The sequence below is a fragment of the Lacinutrix sp. 5H-3-7-4 genome, assembly GCF_000211855.2.
Classification (GTDB): Bacteria; Bacteroidota; Bacteroidia; order Flavobacteriales; family Flavobacteriaceae; genus Lacinutrix.
Genome location: NC_015638.1, coordinates 1,191,780 through 1,216,271, shown reverse-complemented (window position 1 = coordinate 1,216,271; position 24,492 = coordinate 1,191,780). Strand labels below are relative to the sequence as shown.

Annotated in this window: 23 protein-coding genes; all 23 read right to left on the bottom strand. The window is 27.0% G+C overall.

What is annotated here, in order from left to right; all coding sequences use genetic code 11:
- Positions 1–48: 48 nt before the first annotated feature.
- The 23 genes from LACAL_RS05275 to LACAL_RS05165 all read right to left on the bottom strand — a co-directional run bounded on the left by LACAL_RS05275 (position 49) and on the right by LACAL_RS05165 (position 24,492).
- Complete coding sequence (locus LACAL_RS05275; protein ID WP_013869674.1) at positions 49–2,010, bottom strand: nucleoside-diphosphate sugar epimerase/dehydratase; 1,962 nt, start codon at positions 2,008–2,010, stop codon at positions 49–51.
- Positions 2,011–2,103: 93 nt separating this feature from the next.
- Positions 2,104–3,231, bottom strand: coding sequence for a DegT/DnrJ/EryC1/StrS aminotransferase family protein (locus LACAL_RS05270; protein WP_013869673.1), 1,128 nt, complete (start codon positions 3,229–3,231; stop codon positions 2,104–2,106).
- Between the two features lie 8 nt (positions 3,232–3,239).
- Positions 3,240–3,893 (bottom strand): acetyltransferase, encoded by a 654-nt coding sequence (locus LACAL_RS05265; RefSeq protein WP_013869672.1) that lies wholly within the window; start codon positions 3,891–3,893, stop codon positions 3,240–3,242.
- A gap of 6 nt (positions 3,894–3,899) precedes the next feature.
- Positions 3,900–4,505, bottom strand: coding sequence for a sugar transferase (locus LACAL_RS05260; RefSeq protein ID WP_041301724.1), 606 nt, complete (start codon positions 4,503–4,505; stop codon positions 3,900–3,902).
- Positions 4,498–5,652: a glycosyltransferase family 4 protein gene (locus LACAL_RS05255; protein WP_013869670.1), complete on the bottom strand. Its 1,155-nt coding sequence runs from the start codon at positions 5,650–5,652 to the stop codon at positions 4,498–4,500. The genes LACAL_RS05260 and LACAL_RS05255 overlap by 8 nt, the downstream gene beginning before the upstream one ends.
- Positions 5,633–6,163 (bottom strand): hypothetical protein, encoded by a 531-nt coding sequence (locus LACAL_RS15285; protein ID WP_148256123.1) that lies wholly within the window; start codon positions 6,161–6,163, stop codon positions 5,633–5,635. The genes LACAL_RS05255 and LACAL_RS15285 overlap by 20 nt, the downstream gene beginning before the upstream one ends.
- A 736-nt stretch (positions 6,164–6,899) precedes the next feature.
- Positions 6,900–7,661 (bottom strand): formyl transferase, encoded by a 762-nt coding sequence (locus LACAL_RS05245; RefSeq protein ID WP_013869668.1) that lies wholly within the window; start codon positions 7,659–7,661, stop codon positions 6,900–6,902.
- A 4-nt stretch (positions 7,662–7,665) separates the two neighbouring features.
- Positions 7,666–8,628 (bottom strand): polysaccharide deacetylase family protein, encoded by a 963-nt coding sequence (locus tag LACAL_RS05240; protein WP_013869667.1) that lies wholly within the window; start codon positions 8,626–8,628, stop codon positions 7,666–7,668.
- 125 nt (positions 8,629–8,753) lie between these two features.
- Complete coding sequence (locus tag LACAL_RS05235; RefSeq protein WP_013869666.1) at positions 8,754–9,917, bottom strand: glycosyltransferase; 1,164 nt, start codon at positions 9,915–9,917, stop codon at positions 8,754–8,756.
- A gap of 1 nt (position 9,918) precedes the next feature.
- Positions 9,919–10,986, bottom strand: a complete 1,068-nt coding sequence (locus LACAL_RS05230) for a glycosyltransferase (RefSeq protein WP_013869665.1) — start codon at positions 10,984–10,986, stop codon at positions 9,919–9,921.
- Between the two features lie 10 nt (positions 10,987–10,996).
- Positions 10,997–11,530, bottom strand: a complete 534-nt coding sequence (locus tag LACAL_RS05225) for a DapH/DapD/GlmU-related protein (protein WP_013869664.1) — start codon at positions 11,528–11,530, stop codon at positions 10,997–10,999.
- Positions 11,527–12,954 carry an O-antigen polymerase gene (locus LACAL_RS05220; RefSeq protein ID WP_013869663.1) on the bottom strand — a complete coding sequence of 476 codons (1,428 nt, stop codon included), beginning with the start codon at positions 12,952–12,954 and terminating at the stop codon, positions 11,527–11,529. The genes LACAL_RS05225 and LACAL_RS05220 overlap by 4 nt, the downstream gene beginning before the upstream one ends.
- Positions 12,955–12,964: 10 nt before the next feature.
- Positions 12,965–14,206 (bottom strand): oligosaccharide flippase family protein, encoded by a 1,242-nt coding sequence (locus LACAL_RS05215; RefSeq protein WP_013869662.1) that lies wholly within the window; start codon positions 14,204–14,206, stop codon positions 12,965–12,967.
- 1 nt (position 14,207) lies between these two features.
- A complete protein-coding gene (locus LACAL_RS05210; protein ID WP_158306392.1) occupies positions 14,208–15,119 on the bottom strand; it encodes an O-antigen ligase in 912 nt (303 codons plus the stop codon).
- Between the two features lie 409 nt (positions 15,120–15,528).
- Complete coding sequence (locus LACAL_RS05205; RefSeq protein WP_013869660.1) at positions 15,529–16,530, bottom strand: SDR family oxidoreductase; 1,002 nt, start codon at positions 16,528–16,530, stop codon at positions 15,529–15,531.
- A gap of 10 nt (positions 16,531–16,540) precedes the next feature.
- Positions 16,541–17,617 carry a hypothetical protein gene (locus LACAL_RS05200; RefSeq protein WP_013869659.1) on the bottom strand — a complete coding sequence of 359 codons (1,077 nt, stop codon included), beginning with the start codon at positions 17,615–17,617 and terminating at the stop codon, positions 16,541–16,543.
- 6 nt (positions 17,618–17,623) lie between these two features.
- Complete coding sequence (locus LACAL_RS05195; RefSeq protein WP_013869658.1) at positions 17,624–18,898, bottom strand: nucleotide sugar dehydrogenase; 1,275 nt, start codon at positions 18,896–18,898, stop codon at positions 17,624–17,626.
- Positions 18,899–19,056: 158 nt separating this feature from the next.
- Complete coding sequence (rfbD, locus tag LACAL_RS05190; protein WP_013869657.1) at positions 19,057–19,914, bottom strand: dTDP-4-dehydrorhamnose reductase; 858 nt, start codon at positions 19,912–19,914, stop codon at positions 19,057–19,059.
- Positions 19,911–20,459, bottom strand: coding sequence for a dTDP-4-dehydrorhamnose 3,5-epimerase (rfbC, locus tag LACAL_RS05185; RefSeq protein ID WP_013869656.1), 549 nt, complete (start codon positions 20,457–20,459; stop codon positions 19,911–19,913). The genes rfbD and rfbC overlap by 4 nt, the downstream gene beginning before the upstream one ends.
- Before the next feature lie 19 nt (positions 20,460–20,478).
- Positions 20,479–21,342, bottom strand: a complete 864-nt coding sequence (gene rfbA, locus LACAL_RS05180; protein ID WP_013869655.1) for a glucose-1-phosphate thymidylyltransferase RfbA — start codon at positions 21,340–21,342, stop codon at positions 20,479–20,481.
- A gap of 5 nt (positions 21,343–21,347) precedes the next feature.
- Positions 21,348–22,364, bottom strand: a complete 1,017-nt coding sequence (gene rfbB, locus LACAL_RS05175; protein WP_041301719.1) for a dTDP-glucose 4,6-dehydratase — start codon at positions 22,362–22,364, stop codon at positions 21,348–21,350.
- Positions 22,354–23,418: a hypothetical protein gene (locus tag LACAL_RS05170; protein WP_013869653.1), complete on the bottom strand. Its 1,065-nt coding sequence runs from the start codon at positions 23,416–23,418 to the stop codon at positions 22,354–22,356. Before LACAL_RS05170 ends, rfbB begins: the two co-directional genes overlap by 11 nt.
- Positions 23,419–23,436: 18 nt before the next feature.
- Complete coding sequence (locus LACAL_RS05165; protein WP_013869652.1) at positions 23,437–24,492, bottom strand: hypothetical protein; 1,056 nt, start codon at positions 24,490–24,492, stop codon at positions 23,437–23,439.

The window sequence follows — 24,492 nt, the reverse complement described above, 5'->3', positions numbered from 1 at the left end:
TTTAATAAGACTTTTTTTAAAACAAGGGTCTTTTATTAGCGTATAAAGTTACACTATTTTCTTGTCTAACCTTTCAAAAGAAGAGTTCATACTTAAAAATTCTGGAACGATGTCTTTCATTTTTAGTACAATTTCATTTTTGGTTCCTTCTTTAGCTGTTTCTGCTAAATCTATAACCATTTTATTTACAGCGCTGTAGTCATGACTTCCTATTTTGGCTATCATTATTTTTTCGTTATAAGTTGGAAGCGTTTCAGATTTATCGTTAAGTAACTCTTCATATAGTTTCTCTCCTGGTCTTAAACCTATAACCTTAATGTCTATTTCTTTGTATGGTGTAAAGCCTGCTAACCTAATAATTTTTTTAGCTAAATCTATTATTTTAACTGCTTCACCCATATCGAAAATAAATATTTCGCCTCCATTTCCCATTGCTCCTGCTTCTATTACTAATTGGCAAGCTTCTGGTATGGTCATGAAATATCTTATAATATCTGGGTGTGTTATTGTTAATGGTCCACCTTCTTCAATTTGCTTTTTAAATAATGGTACTACAGAACCGTTAGAGCCTAATACATTACCAAATCTAGTGGTTACATATTGGGTTTTAGATTTGTTCTTTTTTTGTAATTTCCTTTGTAGCGCCTGAACGTAAATTTCTGCTATTCGTTTTGATGCTCCCATAACATTACTTGGGTTTACAGCTTTATCTGTAGAAACCATTACAAACTTTTCTGCTTTAAAATCGTTTGCTAAATCTGCAATGTTTTTTGAACCCATTACGTTTACCATTACGGCTTCTTGTGGATGCCTTTCCATTAATGGTACATGTTTATAGGCTGCTGCATGATAAACAACATTTGGTTTGTGTTCTTTAAAGACTTCTTCAATTACATCTCTATTTCTAACATCTGCAATAATTGCCTCAAAATCTATATCTGGGAAATTGTATTTTATTTCGTGTTGAATTTGATATAACGGTGTTTCGGCATTGTCTAAAATAAGTAGTTTTTTAGGATTGTAATTTGCTACTTGTCTAACAATTTCACTTCCTATAGAACCTGCTCCTCCTGTTACTAAAATGCATTTGTTATAAATTTCTTTAGCAACAAGTTTATTGTCTAATTTAATTGGATCTCTTTCTAAAATGTCTTCAATTTGAATTTTTTCAATTTGATTAGAAAGACTTGTGTTTTGTTCTATATCTGATATTAACGGCGCTCGAAAGACTTTAAAATTATATTCTAAACAACTATCAACAATAGCTATACTTTCTTCTTTAGTTAAATTATTGTCGGCAATTATTAACGCTTGTGCTCCATACGCTCTAAGTGTTGTTGCAATTTTTCTTTGAATATAGATAATTGGTAAGCCTAGAATTTCTTTACTTTTATTCTTTCCGTCTTTATCTACAAACCCTAAAACTTTATATCTTGATGGTTTTTCAGATTTTAATGCGCTGGCTATTGCTATTGCATTTTCATTTGTTCCATAGACTAGAACATTTAATTGGTTCTCAGAATGTTGATAGTTTATATATACCTCAAATACTTGTTTTACAAGCATTCTAAACAAAAACAAACCACAAAAAGATGTAATTGAATATACTAGGATTTCTGGTACTGAAAATATTTTCACTCCAGTTATTAGTAAGTAGCTATAGCTTATAATTAAAGCCGTTATTAATGTAGCTGCTGAAGCTAGAAAGAACTTTACTGCATCTATAAACGTAGAGTGCCTTATTAAGCCTGCATAGGTTCTAAATAAAATAAAGAACAATACATTAATACCTATTATAATAAAATCTTTACCGCTAGGTATAAAATAGTAATACTCTATATTTTTTAATAGGCCTACTATAAGTTTTGTATTAATTAAAGCTATTGCTAGTATAAGTGTATCAAAACATAAAATAACCCATCTAGGAAGGTAGTTTATATTTTTAAAATCTATTTTTTTTCGACTAGATTCTAAAACCTGAGTTACTGCTTGTTTTAATTTTTTAAACATTTAAAATGCTTTAATTTAGTGTACAAATATCTTAATTATATTTACAATATAGAAATATAACTGAGTTTTAGACGCTGTGTACTTGAAAAAAGCTTATTTTAAGCTATTGATTACTTGAGATATTCTATCTCTTTCTTTTTGAGTTAGATTAGAGCCACTAGGCAAACATAAACCGTTAGTAAATAATGTTTCACTTACCTTTTCTCCGTAATAAGCTGCTGTTTTAAATACGGGTTGTAAATGCATTGGTTTCCACAGTGGTCTTGTTTCAATATTAGCTTCAAGCATTTTATTAAATAAGTCTTCTTTTGTAAATGGCGCATCATTATTAATAACAATACAGCTTAGCCAATGATTTGAAAACAATTGCTCGTTAGGTTCTGTAAACACTACTACACCATCAATACCCTTAAACAACTCTTTATAAAATGTATTCATGCTGCGCCTTAAACCTATATGCTTGTCTAAAACTTCCATTTGCCCACGACCAATTCCTGCACTAATATTACTCATTCTATAATTATAACCTATTTGAGAATGTTGGTAATGTGCTGCTTGATCTCTTGCTTGAGTGGCAAGAAATATAGTATTTTGTTTCTTTTTTAAAGTATTACAAACCATTGCGCCACCACCAGAGGTTGTTATTATTTTGTTACCGTTAAAAGACAATATTGAATAATCTCCAAACGTACCACATTTTCTTCCTTTATAGGTTGAACCTAATGCTTCTGCGGCATCCTCTACTACTGGAATTTCATATTTATTAGCTACAGCTAATAACTCGTCCATTTTAGCTGGCATGCCATATAAATGAACTATAATAATGGCTTTAGGTATTTTTCCTTTTGCAATTCTATCTTTTATTGCTGTTTCTAAATGAAAAGGACACATGTTCCATGTTTCTGGTTCGCTATCTATAAATACAGGTGTTGCACCTTGATAAGCAATTGGATTTGCTGATGCTGAAAATGTCATGCTTTGGCATAATACCTCATCGTTTAAACTAACTCCTAATTGTACTAAAGCTAAATGTATTGCTGCTGTTCCAGAAGATAATGCGGCTACGTTTACATCTTCCTTTAAATAGGATTCTAAATCGTTTTCAAAACCTCTTACATTTGGACCTAAGGGTGCAATCCAGTTAGTATCGAAAGCTTCTTTTATATAGGTTTGCTCATTGCCTCCCATATGTGGTGAGGATAGCCATATTTTTGAGTTCATATTTATAATTAATTATGAAATTTAATTGGTTTTGCTGGTATACCAACTGCTGTACAATTTCCAGGTAAGGTTTTTGAAACTACAGCTCCAGCACCCACTATAGTACTTTCTCCAATTGTTAAATTGTTAATTATTTTAGCACCAGTGCCAACATATACGTTTTCTTCAATTACAACCTCTCCAGAAATATTTACACTTGGCATAAATGAACTGTAATTTTTGATAGTTGTATCATGACCAACTGTGCAAGAAAGATTTAGTGTTACAAAATCTCGAATATTGATATTGCAAGTAATAATATTACCTGCGCAAATAATATTTCCTTCACCTAATACTACGTGGTCGTTAGATTTAATAACATTAGGGTGAATTAAATTTGGAAATTTAATGTTACTATTATTTATACTAGAAATTAGTTTCTTTTTTATTATGGGAACACCTATGCCTAATGCTACGTTTAAATTATAGTCAATATCATTAATAGACGCTATAGGTCCTAGATTCTTTAGACCGTTAACAAATTCTCCAACTTTAATATTATCATCAAAAAAACCAATAATTTCATATTGTTTTTCTTTAGTATTAATATCATCAATTAAACACTTTACTTCTCTACCAAAACCGCCAGCTCCAATAATTGCTATTTTTTCTATATTTTTCATACTAAATTAGTTATTACCATCAAACTTAAATGTAGTCGCCTGATTTTCAGTATTAATATCTTCAGATTTTATAACTTTACCAATAGTTTTTAAAATTATTTTTAAATCTAACATTAGGCTTATGTTGTTTACATACCAAACATCTAATTCAAATTTCTTGTTCCAGGTAATGGCATTTCTACCGTTAACTTGCGCCCAACCTGTTATTCCTGGTTTTACATCATGTCTCTTTTTTTGAGTGTCGTTATATAAAGGTAAATATTCTGGAAGTAAAGGTCTTGGCCCTACTAAACTCATATCGCCTTTTAGAACATTTATAAGTTGTGGTAACTCATCTAAAGATGTTTTTCTTACAAATTTTCCAACTGGCGTTAATCGTTTTGCATCGGGTAATAAATTTCCATTAGCATCTTTTTTATCTGTCATTGTTTTAAACTTAATGACTTTAAATATTTTTTCGTTTTTTCCTGGTCTTTTTTGAAAAAAGAATGGCTTACCGTTATTATTAAAAATTAACAGTATTAATACTACTATAAATAATGGACTAAATATTACCAAAGCTATTAATGCTGCTATACAATCTAAACTTGGTTTTAATAAAGCTTTATACATTGTCCAATTGTTTGTATTCATTTAAAATTTCATGCCAAATGAATTTTTGTTCATACCTATCTTTAATACTCTCTCTAGTATTTGTTTTAAGTTTCAAATATAGAGCTTCATTCAAAAGTAACTCTTTCATTTTAAGAGTTAAATTTTCTACATCTTTAACAGGTACAATTAAACCATTGCTATTTTGTTGGATTATTTCATTACATCCATTAATATTACTTACAATACAAGGAAGTCCCATAGCAGCTGCTTGCATCACGACATTTGGAAACCCTTCTCTATAGCTTGGAAATACTAATAAATCAGATATTAAGAAATATGGTCTAACATCATTTACATAGCCTACTTCTATAATGTTTTTGTTTTCTTTTATTTTTATAACGTTCTCTGGTTTAATTGGATCTAGATCTGATTCGAATGGTCCAACTAACAATAGTTTGGTATTAGGGTTCTCTAAATTTACCTTTATAAAACTTTCTATTAATTCATTGATACCTTTGTCTTTAACTATTCTACCAACAAATATATAAACAAATTGTCCTGCTTTTATACCTATCTGTTTTTTTAGAGTATCAATCTGTTGAACAGTAAAATTTTCAGGATTAAAGTAATCTAGGTTTATACCATTTGAACTTCCATGACCAATAACTTTAAGTTTATTTTGCTTAGCTAAATTATTAGCTATAATAATATTTTTAAGTGCATTAGAGTTTGGGTAAACTTTACTAGCGCAAGAATAGGTTATTTTTTCTACAATATTTAAAACTATTCTTTTTACACCAGTACTTTCTAATAATGGTAATCCTGCTACGGTATGTAGACGATTTGGAACGCCTGCTAACTTACCTGCTAACATTGAAACCATTCCAGCTTTAGGAGTATGTGAATGTATAAAATGCGGTTTTTCTTTTTTTAGAAAATTATACATTTTCCAAACAGCTAATATGTCTTTTATTGGTGTGATTTTTCTTGTTAAATCTATCCAATGTGTTTCAACACCTTCTATCTTACCGACTTCTTCAAGCTTTTCTTTATCTGAAGAGACTGCTTTCACTTTATAAAAATCTTTCATGAAAGACATTTGACCTCCCAAAAGCTTTTCTAGAGATAGAGGTATAGTTGTTACTCTAATTAATTTTTTCTTCATCATAATTTTTATTATTAAAAAATAAAGTAAGAAATAATATGTAAAAATAAGGAATAAACATCACCCTCATTCTAGAAGCTAAACCTAGATTATATAGATATATAGAGTAAAATAACACTAAAAATATTGTTGATAACACTACATATAAATTGTCTTTAAAAAAACCCTTTATTTTATTTTTTAACAAAATAGAATAACTAAATATTACAGCTAATAATAAGTTAATTAAATTTTCTAAAGAAATCCATAATTGAAATACATCCTTTGCATCATAAAACAAAGGCCTAAATAACACTAAAAAAAAACGACTTATATAATTTGAATTTTTCAAATCAATTGATGAAGCTCCATTTTGACTACTATAGTCTATAATATGTTCAAATCTATTATGTATCGTGGCAATATTAAATTCATCTATTTTTAAAAACTTTTTTAAAATGATAATACTAAAGGAGACACTTAATAATAATAACATAATTTTATATTTATTTTGTTTTACCGTATTTATCATAATAAAGGCTATATATGATATTAAAATAATTATAAAAATATATGGCCTAATTAATAGAATTAGAAGTAGTGCAATTATAAATATTAAATTATTAGTGTTTTCCTTTAGAATTTGAAAATAAACAGTACTCATAAGATAAAAAATTAAAGCTTCTTTTGTTAATCCTGCAGTCCAATAATGCAATGACGGTAATAGAAAAATTAACATTAGAAAAAAGAAGTAGTAATAGTTTCCATTTTTATACATTTTATAAAAATGATTAAAATATTTATAAAATGCATAAAGACTAAGAGTTGAAAAGATTAGTGAAATTGAGAAATAGGAAATCCCTAATTTTACAAATGGAAAAACAATTACAGACATAAACTGACTACCAATGAAGTTTAAATCTGTAATTTTTGATGCGTTTAAAGCATTAAGGTAAAAATTATAGGAATCTTTTTGGACTTTTAAATTGTTTAAATAGTTTAAAATAAAAGCACAATTATGCATTATAAAAAGTGCAATATATAGTAATTTAACTAAAATAGATTTTACTTTTTTTAATTTTCTATAACCAAAAAATATTATTAAAGCATTGGTTATTAACGTTATAAAAACATCCAAATACAAATATTAATTAAAGATTAAAAAATTTTTTCTCTTAAATAGCATAATTTTTTTAAAATTACATTTTCCTACTTCTTTTTCATACATATTCTTTTCAATAACATTTAAATTAACGTTATAGAAACATCTATTTTACATCTTTAAAAATACGGTTATAAAAATATTCAACAATTGTAGGGTGAGACCACAATTTACTTGGCAAATCTCTTTTAAAAGCTTGTAGATTATTATTTTTAATATCTAAAAGTGCTTTTTTCATCAAAGATATACCTTTATCAAGCTGAATAAGTGGATAAGTCGTAAAATTATCTTTTGAAGATATATAAGCTCTATCCTGATATATAATATCACCTGTATCAATACCTTTGTCTATAAGATGCACAGTAACACCAAAGTTTTCTATATCCTTATTAACCAGAGACCAATAACCTCCATGCACACCTCTATATTTTGGTGTGATCCCTACATGAGTATTTAATATTATAGCATTAGTAGACTCCAATACTTTGGTAGAAAGAATTCTTGTACCATTTACTACTATAACATCTGGACTTTCTAGTTTTATAAGATTAATAGTCTCTTTATTATTTACTGAATTTACTTTAATAATTTTATCGCTATCTAATTCTGTATTATCAAAATTAGCTCTTTCAATGATTTCTTTTAATCTAGCACGACTAGAGATTTTAAGTATTTTAACAACTACTAATTGAAATAATAATTGTCCTAAAACTTTAAATACTCCTAATTTTTTTATTCTTCTTTTTAATAGCTTTGTTTTACTAACCCCAGATTCTAATACTATTTTAGATATTGCATAATCTTTTTTAACTGCATTAATCATATATTTAGAAGAGTCAGAATCTTTTGCTAAAAATAATATTTTCATAAACTTATACTTTTAAAAAACTAGACATCGTTGAACTTTGAAAATCATAGTTTTCATTCAACTTTTTATAATGCTTTAAAATATTTTCAAGCATTTGAAAATTAAGCTCCTTATAGGAACCAAAATTGTGAGGATGCCACCATAAATGGTAAACTAAACCTTTTTTAGCTGCATAAGTCATACTTTTTTTAATTCGTCTTAGTCTAAATGTCTCCAAGAATTTTAATTTTGGATTATATGGCCTTAAAAATCTACTTGATGGTAAGTTTATTAATAGGTTATTATCATTACTTTGAATGTTATAACAATTATGTCCAGATATATTAATGTAAGTATCTATTAGTCTCATCATTCTTCTTAGCATTGAATCCTTTTCTCCATTTTTCTCTTTGTAAAACCAAATGTTTTCATTGCCTCGATAGGCTTTTATTCCTACTTCAATTAAAATTTTATCATATTTAGAATTATATTGATTTCTTGGGAATATAATTGTATTTATTTTTATACCTTCTTTTTCTGCAATTTTTATCGCACTATTTATATCTTCTTTAAAATCTTTATATTCTTGACCTTCTTCTAAACAGTAATAATGTGAAAATGTATGCGTAGATATTTCATGATTTTCACAATCTTTAATCTTTAAGATATCTTTTAAAGCATAATGATAAGAATCTGAAGAGTCATCTCCAATTTTGTCAATATAACCCTTATAAGGACTTAAATTATCATTTTTATACTTTGGAAGTTGTTTAGGTATGTAATTTATTAGCTCTTCTTTATTCTTAGCGAAAAGAAAGCCAACTGTAGAAAAAGTTGCATTAATATTATATTTATTAAATAGAATTAATAACTCATGAATTATTTCACTAACATTATTTATATTTTCTCCATAATTAGAGATAGTTTTTTTATCTCTAACTCCCCACATTAGCTCGTAATCTAAAGAAACAATAAAATTTCCATTCATGATTTATAATTTATTAAATATGTTTAAATATTTGATCTAGCTACAAAAGGTATATAAACTTAAGATAGCAAAAGTAAAAATGTTAAAAAGGAAAGGTAAAGCTAAAAAAAATAAGAAACTACTCTTTAATTTAAATTAAATAGTTTTGATTTATAATCTAAAATGATGTTTTCTATATCATATTTTTTTGCTTGTTTAAATGCTTTTTCTTCAATTTCCGTTTTATAATTATTTGAAATAACATCAACAATTGCATTTTTTAAGGCAAAATAATCTCCAACAGGATAAAGTATACCATAATCTTGTTTTGTAAATGAATTAAGTGGATAATTTATTGTGTCTAAAAAATTAGTATTTGGTGCTATAATTTCTCTTGGTCCACTTACACAATCTGTGGATATAACAATTGTTTTACACACCATAGCTTCTATTAAAACATTTGGAAACCCTTCTGTTTCTGAACAACTAACAACAAAATCTGATTTACAAATATATTTAAAAGGGTTACTTACAGTACCTAAAAAATGAACTCTGTTTTTAACCTTTAAATCAGTAGCCAAATTAATAAGCTTTTCTTTCTCTTCACCATCTCCTAAAAACAATAATTCTATATTTGTATTCAATTTAGGAATTACATTTATTATATCTTGATTTCTTTTTAAAGGAATCAAACGACCAATACATATTATGTAATTTTTATTATCTTGAAATTCAAATTCATGAACTTCCTCATGCATTTTCTTTTTAATTACATCTAATTCATGAGGGTTATTTATTACTAAAACATCATTTCTTTTTGTAATCTCTTCAATTTCAAATTTCATCATTTTTGAAATTGCAACAATAACGTTTGATTTTGAATAAAGATTTTTTATTAAAAATAAATTTAATTTCCCTTTTATCCCACTATTTTTATACCTGGAGCAAGAGCTATGATTAATTATTTGCGATATATGTTTTGAAAAAAAAAGTTTTTTTGACAAAACATTGACATAGTTTGCTCTATATAAATGACTTTGAACAACTTTAATTTTATTTTTAGAAATATATCTTTTAAGTTTATATGCTTGATATATCAAAAATAAATACTTTAAAAGTCCATTATTTACTTCGTGGTTAGTTAGAGTGTGTACTTTACATTTTGAATCTATATTATATGCTACATCACTTTTCTCTAAACAAATAATTTCTACAGCATGATTGTTTTTTATTAATTTATTTGCTAGGTTAACGACTACACGTTCAGCTCCACCCATGGTTAATCTATTTATTAGAAATACAAACCTCATTTTAATTTAAGTTTTCAAGAAGAAACTCATACTTTTTTAAAATATGAATTTCACTAAATTTATTTTTAACAAATTCACTAACAATAAATGGATCCATATTAACTAAGTGTTCAATATCCTCAATTTTATCTAACCATTCTTGTTCAGAATTAACTATATACCCAGTAACATTATTCTTTATAATTTCTTTTGTTCCGCCAGGTGCATTAAATGCTAAAACAGGTGTGCCAACAACACAACTTTCTAGTACCGCATTAGGAAAACCCTCTACATATGAACCTTGTAAAAAAAGGTCTGCTTTACTAAGTTCTTCTGATACTTTATTTGTGTAATCAATAAAAGTTACTTTATCTATTAAGTTTAATTCTGCAACTAAAGCTTTTAAATTGTTTTTTAAAGGTCCTGAACCAATAATACAATACTTAAAATCATATTTTATATTTATTAAACTTTTAAGTATTCTTTCGTGTCCTTTTTCCTGACTCAAGCGACCAACCGTAATAAATTTAACAGGATCATTTATAGATAAATTCTTTTGTTTAACAGGATAAATTTTTGTTATGGGATTATTAATAACTACCAACTTCTCTTTTTTAAGATTATACGTTAGATTTAAATCTTCCTTCATATCTTCTGATTGGCATATTATTTTTTTAAATCTTGGATATAAAAACTTAATTAAATATTTATTGGCTAAAATAGATTTACTATGTTCACTTATTGTACTAATGACACTAGCCTCTCTAGCAACAAAATTTATTTTATAAAATACAAAGGATAAAACTGCCATAAATAAATTGACATGTGTTACAGAACTAATAATAATATTAGGTTTTTTTTTAAATATATACTTAGTAATTTCTAATAAAGAATATAACAACCTGGAACTATTTAAAAACATAGTTTTAACTCCATCGGTATTGTAAACAGAATCTGCTTTATAACCAAGTACTAGAAGCGTTACATTATACTTGTTTCTATTTAAATTTTGAGAAACAAATGACATAACTCTTTCTGCTCCTCCTGCTTTTAAAGAAGGTAAAATAATGGTAATTTTCTTTTGTTTCAATATATCTTTTTTATAAATATTTTTTAAAAGTGGTGCCTGTTACATCTAAAATTCTATCCTTATAGTTTTTACTATAATCCATTTCCTGATCACTTATGCAATTATTTAAAATCTGTTCTTTTAATGTAAAATAATTACCGACAACTTTTGCAGGAACACCAGCAACAATTGAGCCTGATGGAACAGATTTAGTTACAACAGAACCCGCTGCGACAATTACATTATTGTCTATTCTAACACCTGGCATTATTATACTGTTTACACCAATAAAAACACTATTACCTATTTCTATTTTTTGAAATTTGTACCTCCTACCTTTTTCATCTCTCATCAACCAAGTCGAACCATCATGAGTAATTAATTTAACTCCTGATGTTATTGTAACATCATTACCTATAGTAATTAAAAAAGGTTCACTACCAAAACTAGATGTGTATATTCGGCATCTTTTTCCTACATTTACTCCTAAATGCTTAGCGTAAGCAACTCCTCCTTTAGTATATAGAATAAATAGGTTTTTTATTTTTTTTAAAATCAATTTCAAAATTCTTTTCTTATTTTATTTGGTATAATTTTCTTTAATAAAACCAATACAGAAATTAACAAAGTTATAACAATAATATTTGCCATTAAAAATCCAAACGAAGACCTATGTATTGATTGTGCTAAAGGCAGCATCATTGCATAGAATAAAGGTAGAAATAAAATAAATTTATTTCTATTTCTTAAATACTCTAAAAACCAAAAAAATGATCCTAATAAAAAGTAAACAAAAAACGAACCTAAAATACCAAAATTCCATTGTGCTTCCATTACAAAAGAAAAACCAGAGCCTGATATTCTACTAGTATTCCAAGAAGAAAAATATCTATCTTTAAATATATAAGTAATTGGTTTTGGTTTTTCAAAAGGTAATAGCACCCTTGGAATTGGAATTAAAAACCCTTCAAAATAGCTTTTACCATAAAGTAATTTGTTATCATCATCATTATAGAATTTTATATAATTCATATAAGGAGCACCAAACTCATTATTTGCAGGATTATAATATTCTAAATAACTTTTTTGTTCAAAAACATAGTATTCAAACCTATCCCAATTTCCAGAAGTAAAATAATGTTTTAATTGACCTCTAATACCATATAATATTGCCATTGCAGAATACCCTAAAAAAATAAAGAACAAAACTTTTTTCTTTATTTTATAAATACTTAAATAATAACAGTACCCTACAAAATAAGCAATAAATACTCCTAATAAATGACCTCGAAAACCAACACTTAAATAAATTAAAATAATAGGAGAAGATATCAGTATTATAAATAAAAACAACTTGTTTTTAAACACCCTAAAAAAACTATTACCATATGTTAAATACATACGTAAGCCTAAAAAGAAAAAACCTATTTTTAATAAACTAGCAGATGGTAATGTTATAAAAAGTCCTCCTGTTTTTGCTTGATATACGGCTTTACCATATTTTAAAATACCAAATCCTCCTGCTCTATATATGTTAATAAATTCGCTTAAAGCAGCTAATAAAACAAATATAACAGTGAACAATGTAAACTGTTTTACTTTATTTAAATAAAGCGCTCTATTAGTTTCAAAATTTTTAATGTTAATAATGTATGGAATAGACATACCAAACAAACCAAGCGTAGAAATAAATAAATATAAGCATGCGGCGTCTGGTGTTGAATCTAAAAATAATTTTCTGTTATCAATTTCAAATAAAACAGTTATTATAGGAGCATAAGTATATAAAGTAAAAAAAAGAAGAAAGAAAAAAGTAAAACTATTTAAGCGCTTAATAGATATTTTAAAAATATTATAACTACAAATTAAAGTAATTAATGAAAATAATACAGTAATGTTTAATTGCGTAAAATAACATGCAATACCTGTTAACAGTACTCCAATACATGATACAAATAAATAATTTATACTTTTAAATGTAGTTTTCATAACTTAATTATTAAAGCTCACTTCTTATTTTTTTGTATTGAATTGTAAATACAATAATTTCCATAAAAACACCAACTAAAGCATAAAATACAACCGCTAAATATGCACTATTTAAATTAGAGGCAACAAATATTAGAATTAGACTTAATATTAACCATAAAATTTCAATAAATAATAGTTTTTTTTGTAATCCAAAAATAATCATATTCTCATGAGCTAAAGAATTTATTATATTAAACAAGACATATAACAAAATAACTTTAGCATAATCTGCTGCTGCCCACCAACTCTCCTTAAAGAACATCTTAAATAAGTCATCGGCAAAAACTTGAAATATTATAAAAGGTATTATAGATATAAAAATTAATACCTTAGTAGATTTTAAATATAGTCTTAGCAAAGCTTTTTTATCTGTTAAATATAAACTAGCTCCTTTTGGGCAGTAAGCTCTCCTTATAGCCATAGATAACAATTGAGCTGGTAATTTTACAATTTTAAATGCAATACTAAAATTACCTAATATAGTAAGTGAAAAAAGTAAAGGAAATGTAAAGGAACATATATTATGAGATGCCGATTTTAAGATATTACTTAACGCATAAAATTTAGGAAACTTGTCGTATTTTTTTGCTGTTGTATATAGGTTTTTTTTACTTATATTTTCTTTACATTTTTTCACCAAAGAAACAGTGTTGTAATAATAATAGGAAGTACTGATAATTAGAGCAGCCACATAACCTAAAAGCATACCTAAAAAAGGGAAAAAATTATGCAAAGTAAATTGTATTCCCGATTTTGATAAAGCATCGATAATAACGCTCTTGGAAGTGACATTAAATTTTGTACGTTTATCAAAATACATTTGAAAAACATTTATTAATCCATAAAGAAAAACACTAAAAGGAATTATAAATACTAAAGAGTAATGAATTACGGTAAACAAATTAAAAAAATATATAATAAGTCCAATAATTAGTATCGCTACAGAAACAAATGTGTTGCTTATAAAAGATAATACAATAAGGTTATAAATTTCTTTATCATTCTCTGCAATTGTTATTGCTTTATCAAATCTTAATGTTGCAAATGGTATACATAGACTTATTATAGATGTCCCTAGTGATAATAAACCAAAACTATCTGGTAAATATAATTGTGTAAGATATATTGTTGCTAAAAAAGTAACAACTTGTGCAACCATTGTGCCTCCAGCTAGTACGCTTATACCTTTTAAAAAATCTGACTTTACCACCTTATTTGTTAGCTTTTAAATATAAAGATTCTCTATATAGAAGACTTCCAAAAATAGAGCTAAATAAAATACCATGTATTCTAATAAACATACTTTCTGCCATGAGGTTTATACATAATAAAATTAAGAATACAACATAGATTTTATTATTAGTAATAAATGCTAATCCTAAACTAGATACTAAAAAAAATATAAAAGCTAATAATACTATAACTCCACCAGAAATTAAAAGGGATAAAAAATAGTTATGCGAATTTAAGTTTAGATTAGTACACTTTTTTAAAATTTCATTCTCAGATCCAATTCCGTATCCAAAAATTGGCTTTTTAGTAAATTGATGTATAGCACAACTCCAAACATTTACTCTAATGTTTGCATTATTTTGAGGTGTTTTAGAAAACATATTAGTAATCATATTTTTAGCTTCATCAAAATCTGTTTTAAGCCTAACATTATTGAAAATCCTATTTTGAATACTTGGTAGGGATATAATAAATATAGGTGCTAAAACCATAATTGAAAACAATATGATTTTATTTTTTTTTGAATTTAGTTTCCAAATTACAAAAAGAGGTAAAATTAATAAGCTTATTAAGTTCGGTATAGACGTAAAATAAACTACACCAAAAATAAAGATCAAAATTAAAACAACTCCAATACACTTTATTATCTTTTTGTTTTCCTTAAATAAAACATTGTTAATAATAAGTATACTACTCCAAAGAAATCCCATACTTAAATAAGCTTTATGAATAAAGAATGTAGAAATTTTGTTTTCATTAATGTAGTATCTAGAAACATGTAATGGTATTTTTAATATAATTTTAAACTGCTCTAAAACTCCAATATTTAATGGTCCTCTTATTCTTATTCCTTGTTCATTTATATAACCTATAGTATTTAAACCTTGCATTAATTTTACGATCAAAAAAATTATAAGAAACAAATGAGAAGAAACATAGAAAAAATACAACAAGCTCTTTTTTCTATCTGATATTTTTGGAATTAAATAAAAGAATAAAAAAGGGAATATTGCAAAATTAATTAATCTTAAAACTAACTTTAGCCCTTTTTCTTGATTAGGAGTATAAGTAAGACTTATAATTATTAGTATCACCCATAAAGAAGATAAGACTATAGGTTTTAAACCTATAGTCTTAATTTTTTTTTTAAAATCTTTTCTGTAAAGTATTATAGAGACAATTATTAATAACCCAATAACTAAACTTTGAATAGCATTAGGTAAAATTGGGTATGTAAAAAGGACACATAAAAGACTAAAGAATAAAATATTTAAAAACTTTTTATATCTAATGCCCAAATTATAATTCATTATAATACCATTCTGTTGTTATTTTTATTCCTTCTTTAAAAGAATATAATGGATTATAATCTATTAATTTTTTTGCTTTAGTAATATCTGCTAAAGAATGTTTTACATCTCCTACTCTATCTGGACCATGTTTTACAATTGTTGCGCTATAATCTACATTCAGATTTTTTAATCCTGATTTTATGTCATCAACCAATTCATTCAAGTTTGTGTTTTCACCAAATGCTACATTGTAAACTTGATTTACAGCCTCAGGTTTCTCTGCAAGAGCTGCTTTAATGTTAGCTTGAATTACATTTTCAATAAAAGTAAAATCTCTAGAATGTTCTCCATCTCCATTTATAACAATATTTTCTTTATTTAAAAATTGTCCAACAAATTTTGGAATTACAGCCGCATAAGCACCTTCTGGATCTTGCTTAGGTCCAAATACATTAAAGTATCTAAGACCTATAGTTTCTAAACCGTATGTTTTATAAAAAACATCAGCATATAATTCATTCACATATTTTGTAACTGCATAAGGTGATAACGGTTTTCCAATCACATCTTCTACTTTAGGTAATCCTTCACTGTCTCCATATGTACTTGAAGATGCAGCATAAACCATTCTTTTGACACTTTTCGATTCCTTAGCAGCTATAAGCATATTAAGAAAACCAGAAACATTAACTTCGTTTGAGGTTAATGGATCGTTTATAGAACGAGGTACAGAGCCTAAAGCGGCTTGATGTAAAACATAATCTACATCTATCGTACTTTTTTTGCAAGTTTCTAAATCTCTAATATCACCTTCAATTAATTCACAACGAGAATCTTTTATGAGGTTATTAATATTTTTATGATGACCAGTCGAAAAATTGTCTAGTATAACAACTCTTTTTGCATCATTTTTCAATAGATAATCTACTATATTACTTCCTATAAACCCAGCTCCTCCTGTTACTAAAAATGTGAAATCAGATAAGTTTTTTGTATGATATTTCGTCATAAAATAATTATTAAAATTTAGCTGCTAATTTATCTTTTAATTCTTTGGATGGCAAAAAATAAGGATTGTACTTTTTAACATTACCTTCTTCTAAAACGCTTAAAATAACATGTCCATTATCACCAAAAACTACATATTCATTCCCCACAAAACTGTCCGAAATATCATCTCTATTAATAGTAATTAAGGAGCTTAGTTCAGCTATTAATATTCGATCAATTATTATATTTTTCTGATTTACATTATCACTTATATCTAACCTAAAATCTACGAGAAAATCCTCGTTTGGTAAAGTAAATATTAATGTTTGAGGAAAATCACTTCCTCTTACATTTATTTTAAGCGGTTCTTTTTTCTTAAGTGATTTACCATAATCATCTGTATAAAACAACAGTAAAACATCATCTTCCTTAAAAGTACCTTCTACAACTATTCTAAATTCTCCATCTGTTAAGTTTGTATTTTCAACATCTAATAAAACTTCTTTTTTTTGTTTTAATGAGTTTAACTCATTAAATGATTTAAGAGCTTTTCTATAATTTAAGTTAGAATTAATAAAAGGATTATAACCTTTAGCTCCTGTTTTGGTTACAAATAAATTTCCTGATAACATTGAATTTTCTTTATCAAAATTTACTTTTTCACTATCAAAGTTAAAATTGGCTTTAATGTTATTTTTATTAATTATAATAGAATTTAATGAATCTGAAATTTTGAGCTCTTCAAAAACAACCTGCTTTTGAGCTTTATTATCACTAAAATCAATTCTTAAATCATATGGTTTTATATTTTCAGGGAATTCAAATTCTATATTTTGTATTTTATTAGAACCATTAATTTTCCTTTTAAAAAAATGTTTGTTACTATACTTTTGGTTTTCTTCAATTGAATAGTATATTAAAAAAACATCTTCTTCTGAAAAGACACCCTTAAAATTTAGTCTTATTTTGTTGTCTTGCTTTGTTTCTAGAGATATTTTTTTTTCGATTTCTATAGTTTTTATATCTTCCTTTATAGTCTTTACCTTTTTTTCTTTACAAGAGAAAACACAAAACATAATTAATAAGATAAATACTTTTTTAAACATAATTTTTTATAGTCTTTTTGTAACCTCATTAATATTCAAACTTCCTTTAACATCATAAACAATTCCTTTATTAGATTTTAAATTATTTAAATCTAAATCTAAAAATTCTTTATGAGATACTACGTGTACAATTGCATCATAGTTTTTTCCTAATGTTTGAATTGTAGAAATGTTATATTCTTCTTTAACCTCTTCTTGATCTGCCCACGGATCATAAACATCTACATTCATATTAAAATTGGTAAGTGCTGTATAAACATCTATAGCTTTAGTATTTCTAATATCAGGACAGTTTTCTTTAAACGTAATACCTAACATTAATACCTTCGCATTTTTTACCGCAATATTTTTTGTTACCATAAGTTTTAAAACTTCTGTAGCTACAAAATCACCCATAGAATCATTTAAACGTCTTCCTGCTAAAATAATTTCTGGATGATACCCAACTTCTTGAGCTTTTTGAGCTAAATAGTATGGGTCTACACCAATACAATGGCCTCCAACTAAACCTGGTTTAAATGGTAAAAAATTCCATTTAGTAGCTGCTGCTTCTAATACCGAATGTGTGTCTATATCTAATTTATTGAAAATCTTTGCTAGTTCGTTAACAAAAGCAATATTAATATCACGTTGTGCATTTTCTATAACTTTAGCTGCTTCTGCAACTTTTATAGTTGGTGCTAAGTGTGTACCTGCTGTAATTATTGAAGCATATAAGTTATTTACTACTTCACCTATTTCTGGAGTTGATCCTGAAGTCACTTTTAAAATATTAGCTACTGTATGTTGTTTATCTCCAGGATTAATACGCTCTGGAGAGTAGCCACAATAAAAATCTTGATTAAATTTTAAACCGCTTGTTTTTTCTAAAACAGGAACACACTCGTCTTCTGTTACACCAGGATATACTGTAGATTCATAAATTACTATATCATCCTTAGTTAAAATACCACCTATGGTTTCTGAGGCTTTAATTAATGGTGTTAATACTGGTCTGTTATTAATATCTACTGGAGTAGGCACTGTAACTATATACACATTACAGTTTGCAATATCTTTTACATCGCAACTTAATTTTAAACCTATTTGATTTTCTTTCAGGTTTAAAACTGCATTTAAATTTTCGTCGCTAACTTCTAAAGTACTGTCGTGACCGTTATTTAGTTCTTCTACTCTGTTTGGGTTTATATCGAAACCTACAACATTGTATTTTTTAGCAAATTCTACAGCTAGTGGTAATCCTACATAGCCTAAACCGATTATAGCAATATTTTTTTTCATTATTTATGAAATATAAATCTAATAACTTATAAAATTAGATTTCATTAACTGTAGGCAAAAGTAGTGTTTTTAGAGTAACAAAAAAACATTATACTTTTAATGTGTTTTATCAACTAATAATTAGTTTTTAAAACATGTAATTTAAGATCATTATTGCTTTAAATTATTTTAAATAAATTGTTTAAAGCCTCTTTCCAATGTGGAATTTCTTGCGGTAATATTGTGCTAATTTTACTTTTATCTAGTACACTAAATTGTGGCCTTTTTGCTTTTGTTTTAAAAAAATCTACTGGTTGTATTTTATCTAAATTATAATGACCCATTACTAGAGCAATTTCTTTAGCAAATTCATACCAGGTTGCTTGACCTAGATTACTAAAATGATACAAGCCGTAGTTCTTGTTTTTAGATGCTATTAAAAAATAAATAGCGTTAGCTAAATCTACACAGCTTGTTGGTGTACCAGTTTCAGCTGTTGTTATTTTTAAATTGGTTTGTTCTTTTATTTTATTACTTATGGTTTTATAGAAGTTTTTTCCAAATTTAGAATACAGCCATGAGGTTCTAATAATAAAATAAGAATCTATAAATTGCGGTATGTAAGCCTCTCCTTTAAGTTTTGAAGCACCGTAATTATTTAGTGGATTTGTATTATCTGTTTCTTTATACGGTTGTTTTTTTTCGCCATTAAACACATAATCTGTAGAAATGTGAATTAATGTTGTGCTATTAGCTTTACAAATAGTTGCCAGATTTTTTACAGCTTCGGCATTTACATTAAACGCTAATGTTTTAGAATCTTCTGCCTGCTCTACATTTGTATATGCTGCACAATTTATACAGTAATTAAAAACTTGAGCGCTAAATAGTTTATCAACTTGATTATGATTTGTTAGCTCTAAATCACTTTTAGCAACAAAAGTAAACTTAATATTATCTTTATTTTTTTGGTAAAGTTCTTTTATTGTTTGTGCTAACTGGCCATTAGCTCCAGTTACTAATACATTGGTAATCATGATAATTTTGCGTTTTTTAACGTTGGAAGCACTAAATCTTTATCTGAAACTAAAAAATCACTTTCATTTAATTTCCAATCGATTTTTAAATCTTTATCATTATAAATTATACCTGCTTCGGATGCTTTATTGTAGTAATTATCACATTTATAAGAAAAAATAGCTGTATCACTTAAAACTATAAATCCATGAGCAAATCCTCTTGGTACAAACAACTGTTTTTTATTTTCTGCTGAAAGCTCTACAGCTACATGTTGCCCAAATGTTTTAGAATCTTGCCTCAAATCTACTGCAACGTCTAATACACTACCTTGTACAACTCTCACTAACTTTGCTTGAGCATATTCTCCTGTTTGGTAATGTAAACCTCTTAGCACGCCTTTTGTAGAAAACGACTCGTTATCTTGCAGAAATACTGTTTTAGAGTTTACATGTTCTATAAAGGTTTTTGCATTGAAACTTTCGAAAAAATAACCTCTTGAGTCATTAAATACATTGGGTTCTAAAATAAAACAGTCTTTTAATTTAGTCTCTAAAACTTTCATTATGTATATTATTTAAGAATTAGTGCTCTAATATGCTAAGTAAATGTTTTCCATAACCGCTTTTAATAAGTGGTTTAACAAGTGCTTTTAATTGGGCTTTGGTTATATATCCCATTCTATAAGCAACTTCTTCTATGGCTCCTATTTTTAAACCTTGACGTTCTTCTATTACTTGAACAAATTGAGAGGCTTGCATTAGTGAATTAAATGTACCTGTATCTAACCAAGCGGTTCCTTTGTCTAATACGCTTACTTGTAATTTCCCTTTTTTTAAATAGGCTTTATTTACATCGGTTATTTCTAATTCTCCTCTATGGCTTGGCTTAATATTTTTAGCAATTTCTACAACATCATTATCATAAAAATATATACCTGGTATGGCATAATTAGATTTAGGCTGCTTTGGTTTTTCTTCTATAGAAATTACAATTCCGTTCTCATCAAACTCTGCTACACCGTAACGTTCTGGGTCATGAACATGGTACGCATAGATTATTCCGCCTTGAGGATTGTTATTTTGCTGTAGTAATTTTTCTAAACCCGTGCCATAAAATATATTATCACCAAGAATTAATGCGACTTTATCTTTTCCTATAAATTCTTCGCCTATAATAAATGCTTCGGCTAAGCCGTTTGGTTCTTCTTGTACAGCGTATTGAAAGTTACAGCCAAATTGCTTTCCGTCTCCTAAAAGAGATTTAAATAAAGGCAAATCTTTAGGCGTAGAAATTATTAAAATATCTTTTATACCAGACCACATTAGTGTTGATAAGGGATAATAAATCATTGGCTTATCATATATTGGCATTAACTGTTTGCTTACTGCTAATGTTAATGGGTGTAAACGTGTTCCAGATCCACCTGCCAATATTATACCTTTCATATTTTTTATGCTTTATATTTATTTAAATACCACTCTATGGTTTTCTGTATTCCAGATTCAAAGTTTTCGTTAGCTTCCCAAGCTAATTCATTTTCTATTTTAGAAGCATCTATAGCGTATCTAAAATCATGACCTGGTCTATCTTTTACAAATGTTATTTGTTCTTTATACGACGTTTTAGATGGTTTAATTTTATCTAGAATTTTGCAAATTGTATTTACAATATACAAATTGTCTCGTTCATTTCTTCCGCCAATATTATATGTTTCACCGGCTTTACCTTTTTTAAACGCTAAGGCAATACCTTTACAGTGGTCTAAAACATATAACCAATCACGAATATTTTTACCATCGCCATAAATTGGGATACTTTCTCCAGAAATGGCTTTTCTAATAATTGTTGGTATTAATTTTTCGTCGTGTTGTTTAGGGCCATAATTATTTGAACAGTTTGTTGTAACCACGTTCATACCATAGGTATGAAAATAACTGCGTATAATAAAATCTGAAGCGGCTTTTGATGCACTATACGGACTGTTTGGTGCATAAGGTGTTTGCTCTGTAAATAAGCCAGTTACTCCTAATGTGCCATAAACCTCGTCTGTTGATATGTGGTGAAACCTTGCATTCTCAAAGCCTGCTTTTACTTGGTTAGGACCTTCCATCCAATGTTTTTTTGCAACATCTAATAAATTAAATGTTCCTGTAATATTTGTGTCTATAAAAGCACTTGGATTTTTTATTGAATTATCTACATGAGACTCTGCAGCAAAATGGATAACTCCAATAAAATTATGTGCTTCAAATAATTTTTCTACTAAAGCTCTGTCACAAATATCGCCTTGTACAAAGGTATATCTATCATTATTTTCTAATTCTTTTAAATTAGATATGTCTCCTGCATAAGTTAACTTATCTAAATTTAAAACATGAACATCCGGGTTAGTTTCTAAATAATATGGTATAAAATTAGACCCAATAAAACCAGCACCACCAGTAATTAATAGTGTTCTATTCTTCATAGTTTTTAACATAAATAACAACTCTTTTTACTAGATAAAACGCGCATAGTAAAACAAAGCCTATTACAGGAAATATAAGAGAATAACGATCAAAAATTGTAATGTTTTGATTACCTACCCGTTGAAAACTTGAAATAACATCAAACACTTTATCTTGTTCAATTTTTTGCTCTTCGAGTGCATTTAACTCATCTCTAATTTCATTTTCTTTTTCTAAAAGCTCAAACTCTCGAGTTGTTGATTTACTATCGCTAGATAATGGTATACTTCCAAGCGATAATTGTTTGCTGTTTTTTTTAGATTCTTGTTCTCTAACTCTAAGATAAAATGTTTTTAAACTGTCTATTTCCTGGAGTTGAGTTAAAAGATTTTGTTTTTGCACTTCTCGAAGCTGCTCTTTTTTAGTAAACTCTTCTTCTGAAAATTGATTTGTAAAAGCAGACAATACACCTCCTTCTAATTTTTTAAAAATATCTCTTTTATTAGAATAGGCTGTGATTAAAAATAAATTACCCGAATATATACTTCTATTTTCTATGTATTGCTCAAAATCCACATCTTCTTTTCGAACTGAGTCTAAACGTCTAGAGAAATTTTGATATTGTAGTATCCTATCATTCTCGGTTTCTGGTCCTGGTTCTACTTTAAACCCTTTTAAATCCTTTACATCTAGAGTAGAAGAATCTGAATTAAATATACCATCTAACGCATCAAAATCACGCGATGCAATAAGCGCATTAAAATACTTAATATTTGTAACTAATTGGTATTTTGAATCGAAATATGGCTCCACCAACATTTCAGAACTGTATGTTATTGGTCGGGTTCTTTCAAAAGCATAACCTAATACAAAAGCAATTATTACTACAGCTACTATTATTTTCCAGCTATTAACAATAACTTTTAAAGTATAAATTATTACAGAAAAAGCAGCTTTGAGTATTGCAATTAAAAACTCAATAACTTTTTTTAAAGCTCTTCCTATAAGGTTGAAAAAAACTATTAAATCTACCTCTTCATTAGCATCATTTGATTCTTTTTTGTTGTTACTCATATTATAATTCTAACGTTTTTATTTATAGTTAAGCACATGCTTGTAAAATTTAACAAAAGATCCCATTAAGATTAATAAAATTAACCCTAATACTGGAAATATTAACATGTATTTTTTATACCAAACATCGTATAAAAGCCCTTTTTCTTTAAAAGACGATATTTTTTCGAAAACCTGATCATTTACAACTAGCTCTTTTTTAATGCCGTTTAGTTTATTTAAAATATCTATCTCTCTAGTTAATAATTGGTCTTCTTTTGTTTCGGTTTTTTCCACTTGAAACCCTAAAGAACTTCCTAAATTTGAAGACACTACATTTTTTTCAGATTCTTTTTGTAAAACATCTAAATATGCATCTTTTAACTTTCTTACTTCAACTAAAGATTGTTCTAAATTTTCTTTTTCAAGCATTAAAACCGAATCTCTTTTTTTCTTTTCAATATCTGAAAATTCATTATTTATAGAACTTGAAAGCCCTTGTTCTAATTTCTTAAAAATCTTATAATTAGATGAACGTGCCCTTAATAAAAATATACTTGCTGTATAAATGTTTCTATTTTCGATATAATCTTCAAAAGAAATTTTAGTTTTTGTAGTGCTATCTAATGTCTTTAAAAAGCCATTAAAACTTTCTAATTGTTCATTTTTTGACTCAGGCCCTATTTCTATTTCAAAATCAACAAGTGATTTCGCTTCAACTTCATTTATATTAAACTGATTTGATAACTCGTCAATATCTTTAACCTTTATTAAAGAATTATAATAACTTATATTATTTATTAGCTCGTATTTTGATTCAAACTTTGGTACAACAAACATTTCTGAATAAAATACTTTTTGTTTTTGAGAATCTAGAACATAACCAATAATTACTGCTACTATTAAAACCGCAGCTATAATTTTAATGTTTAAAAATATTTCTCTTATAACAGAAATAAATATGCTATATATTCCAATAAAAATAGATTTTACAAATAAAAACACTTTATTTATAGCATTCCCGATAAGGTTAAAAAACACAATTAAGTCAACTTCTTCGTTTGTGTTTTTATTTGGTTGTGAATCTTGGTTCAT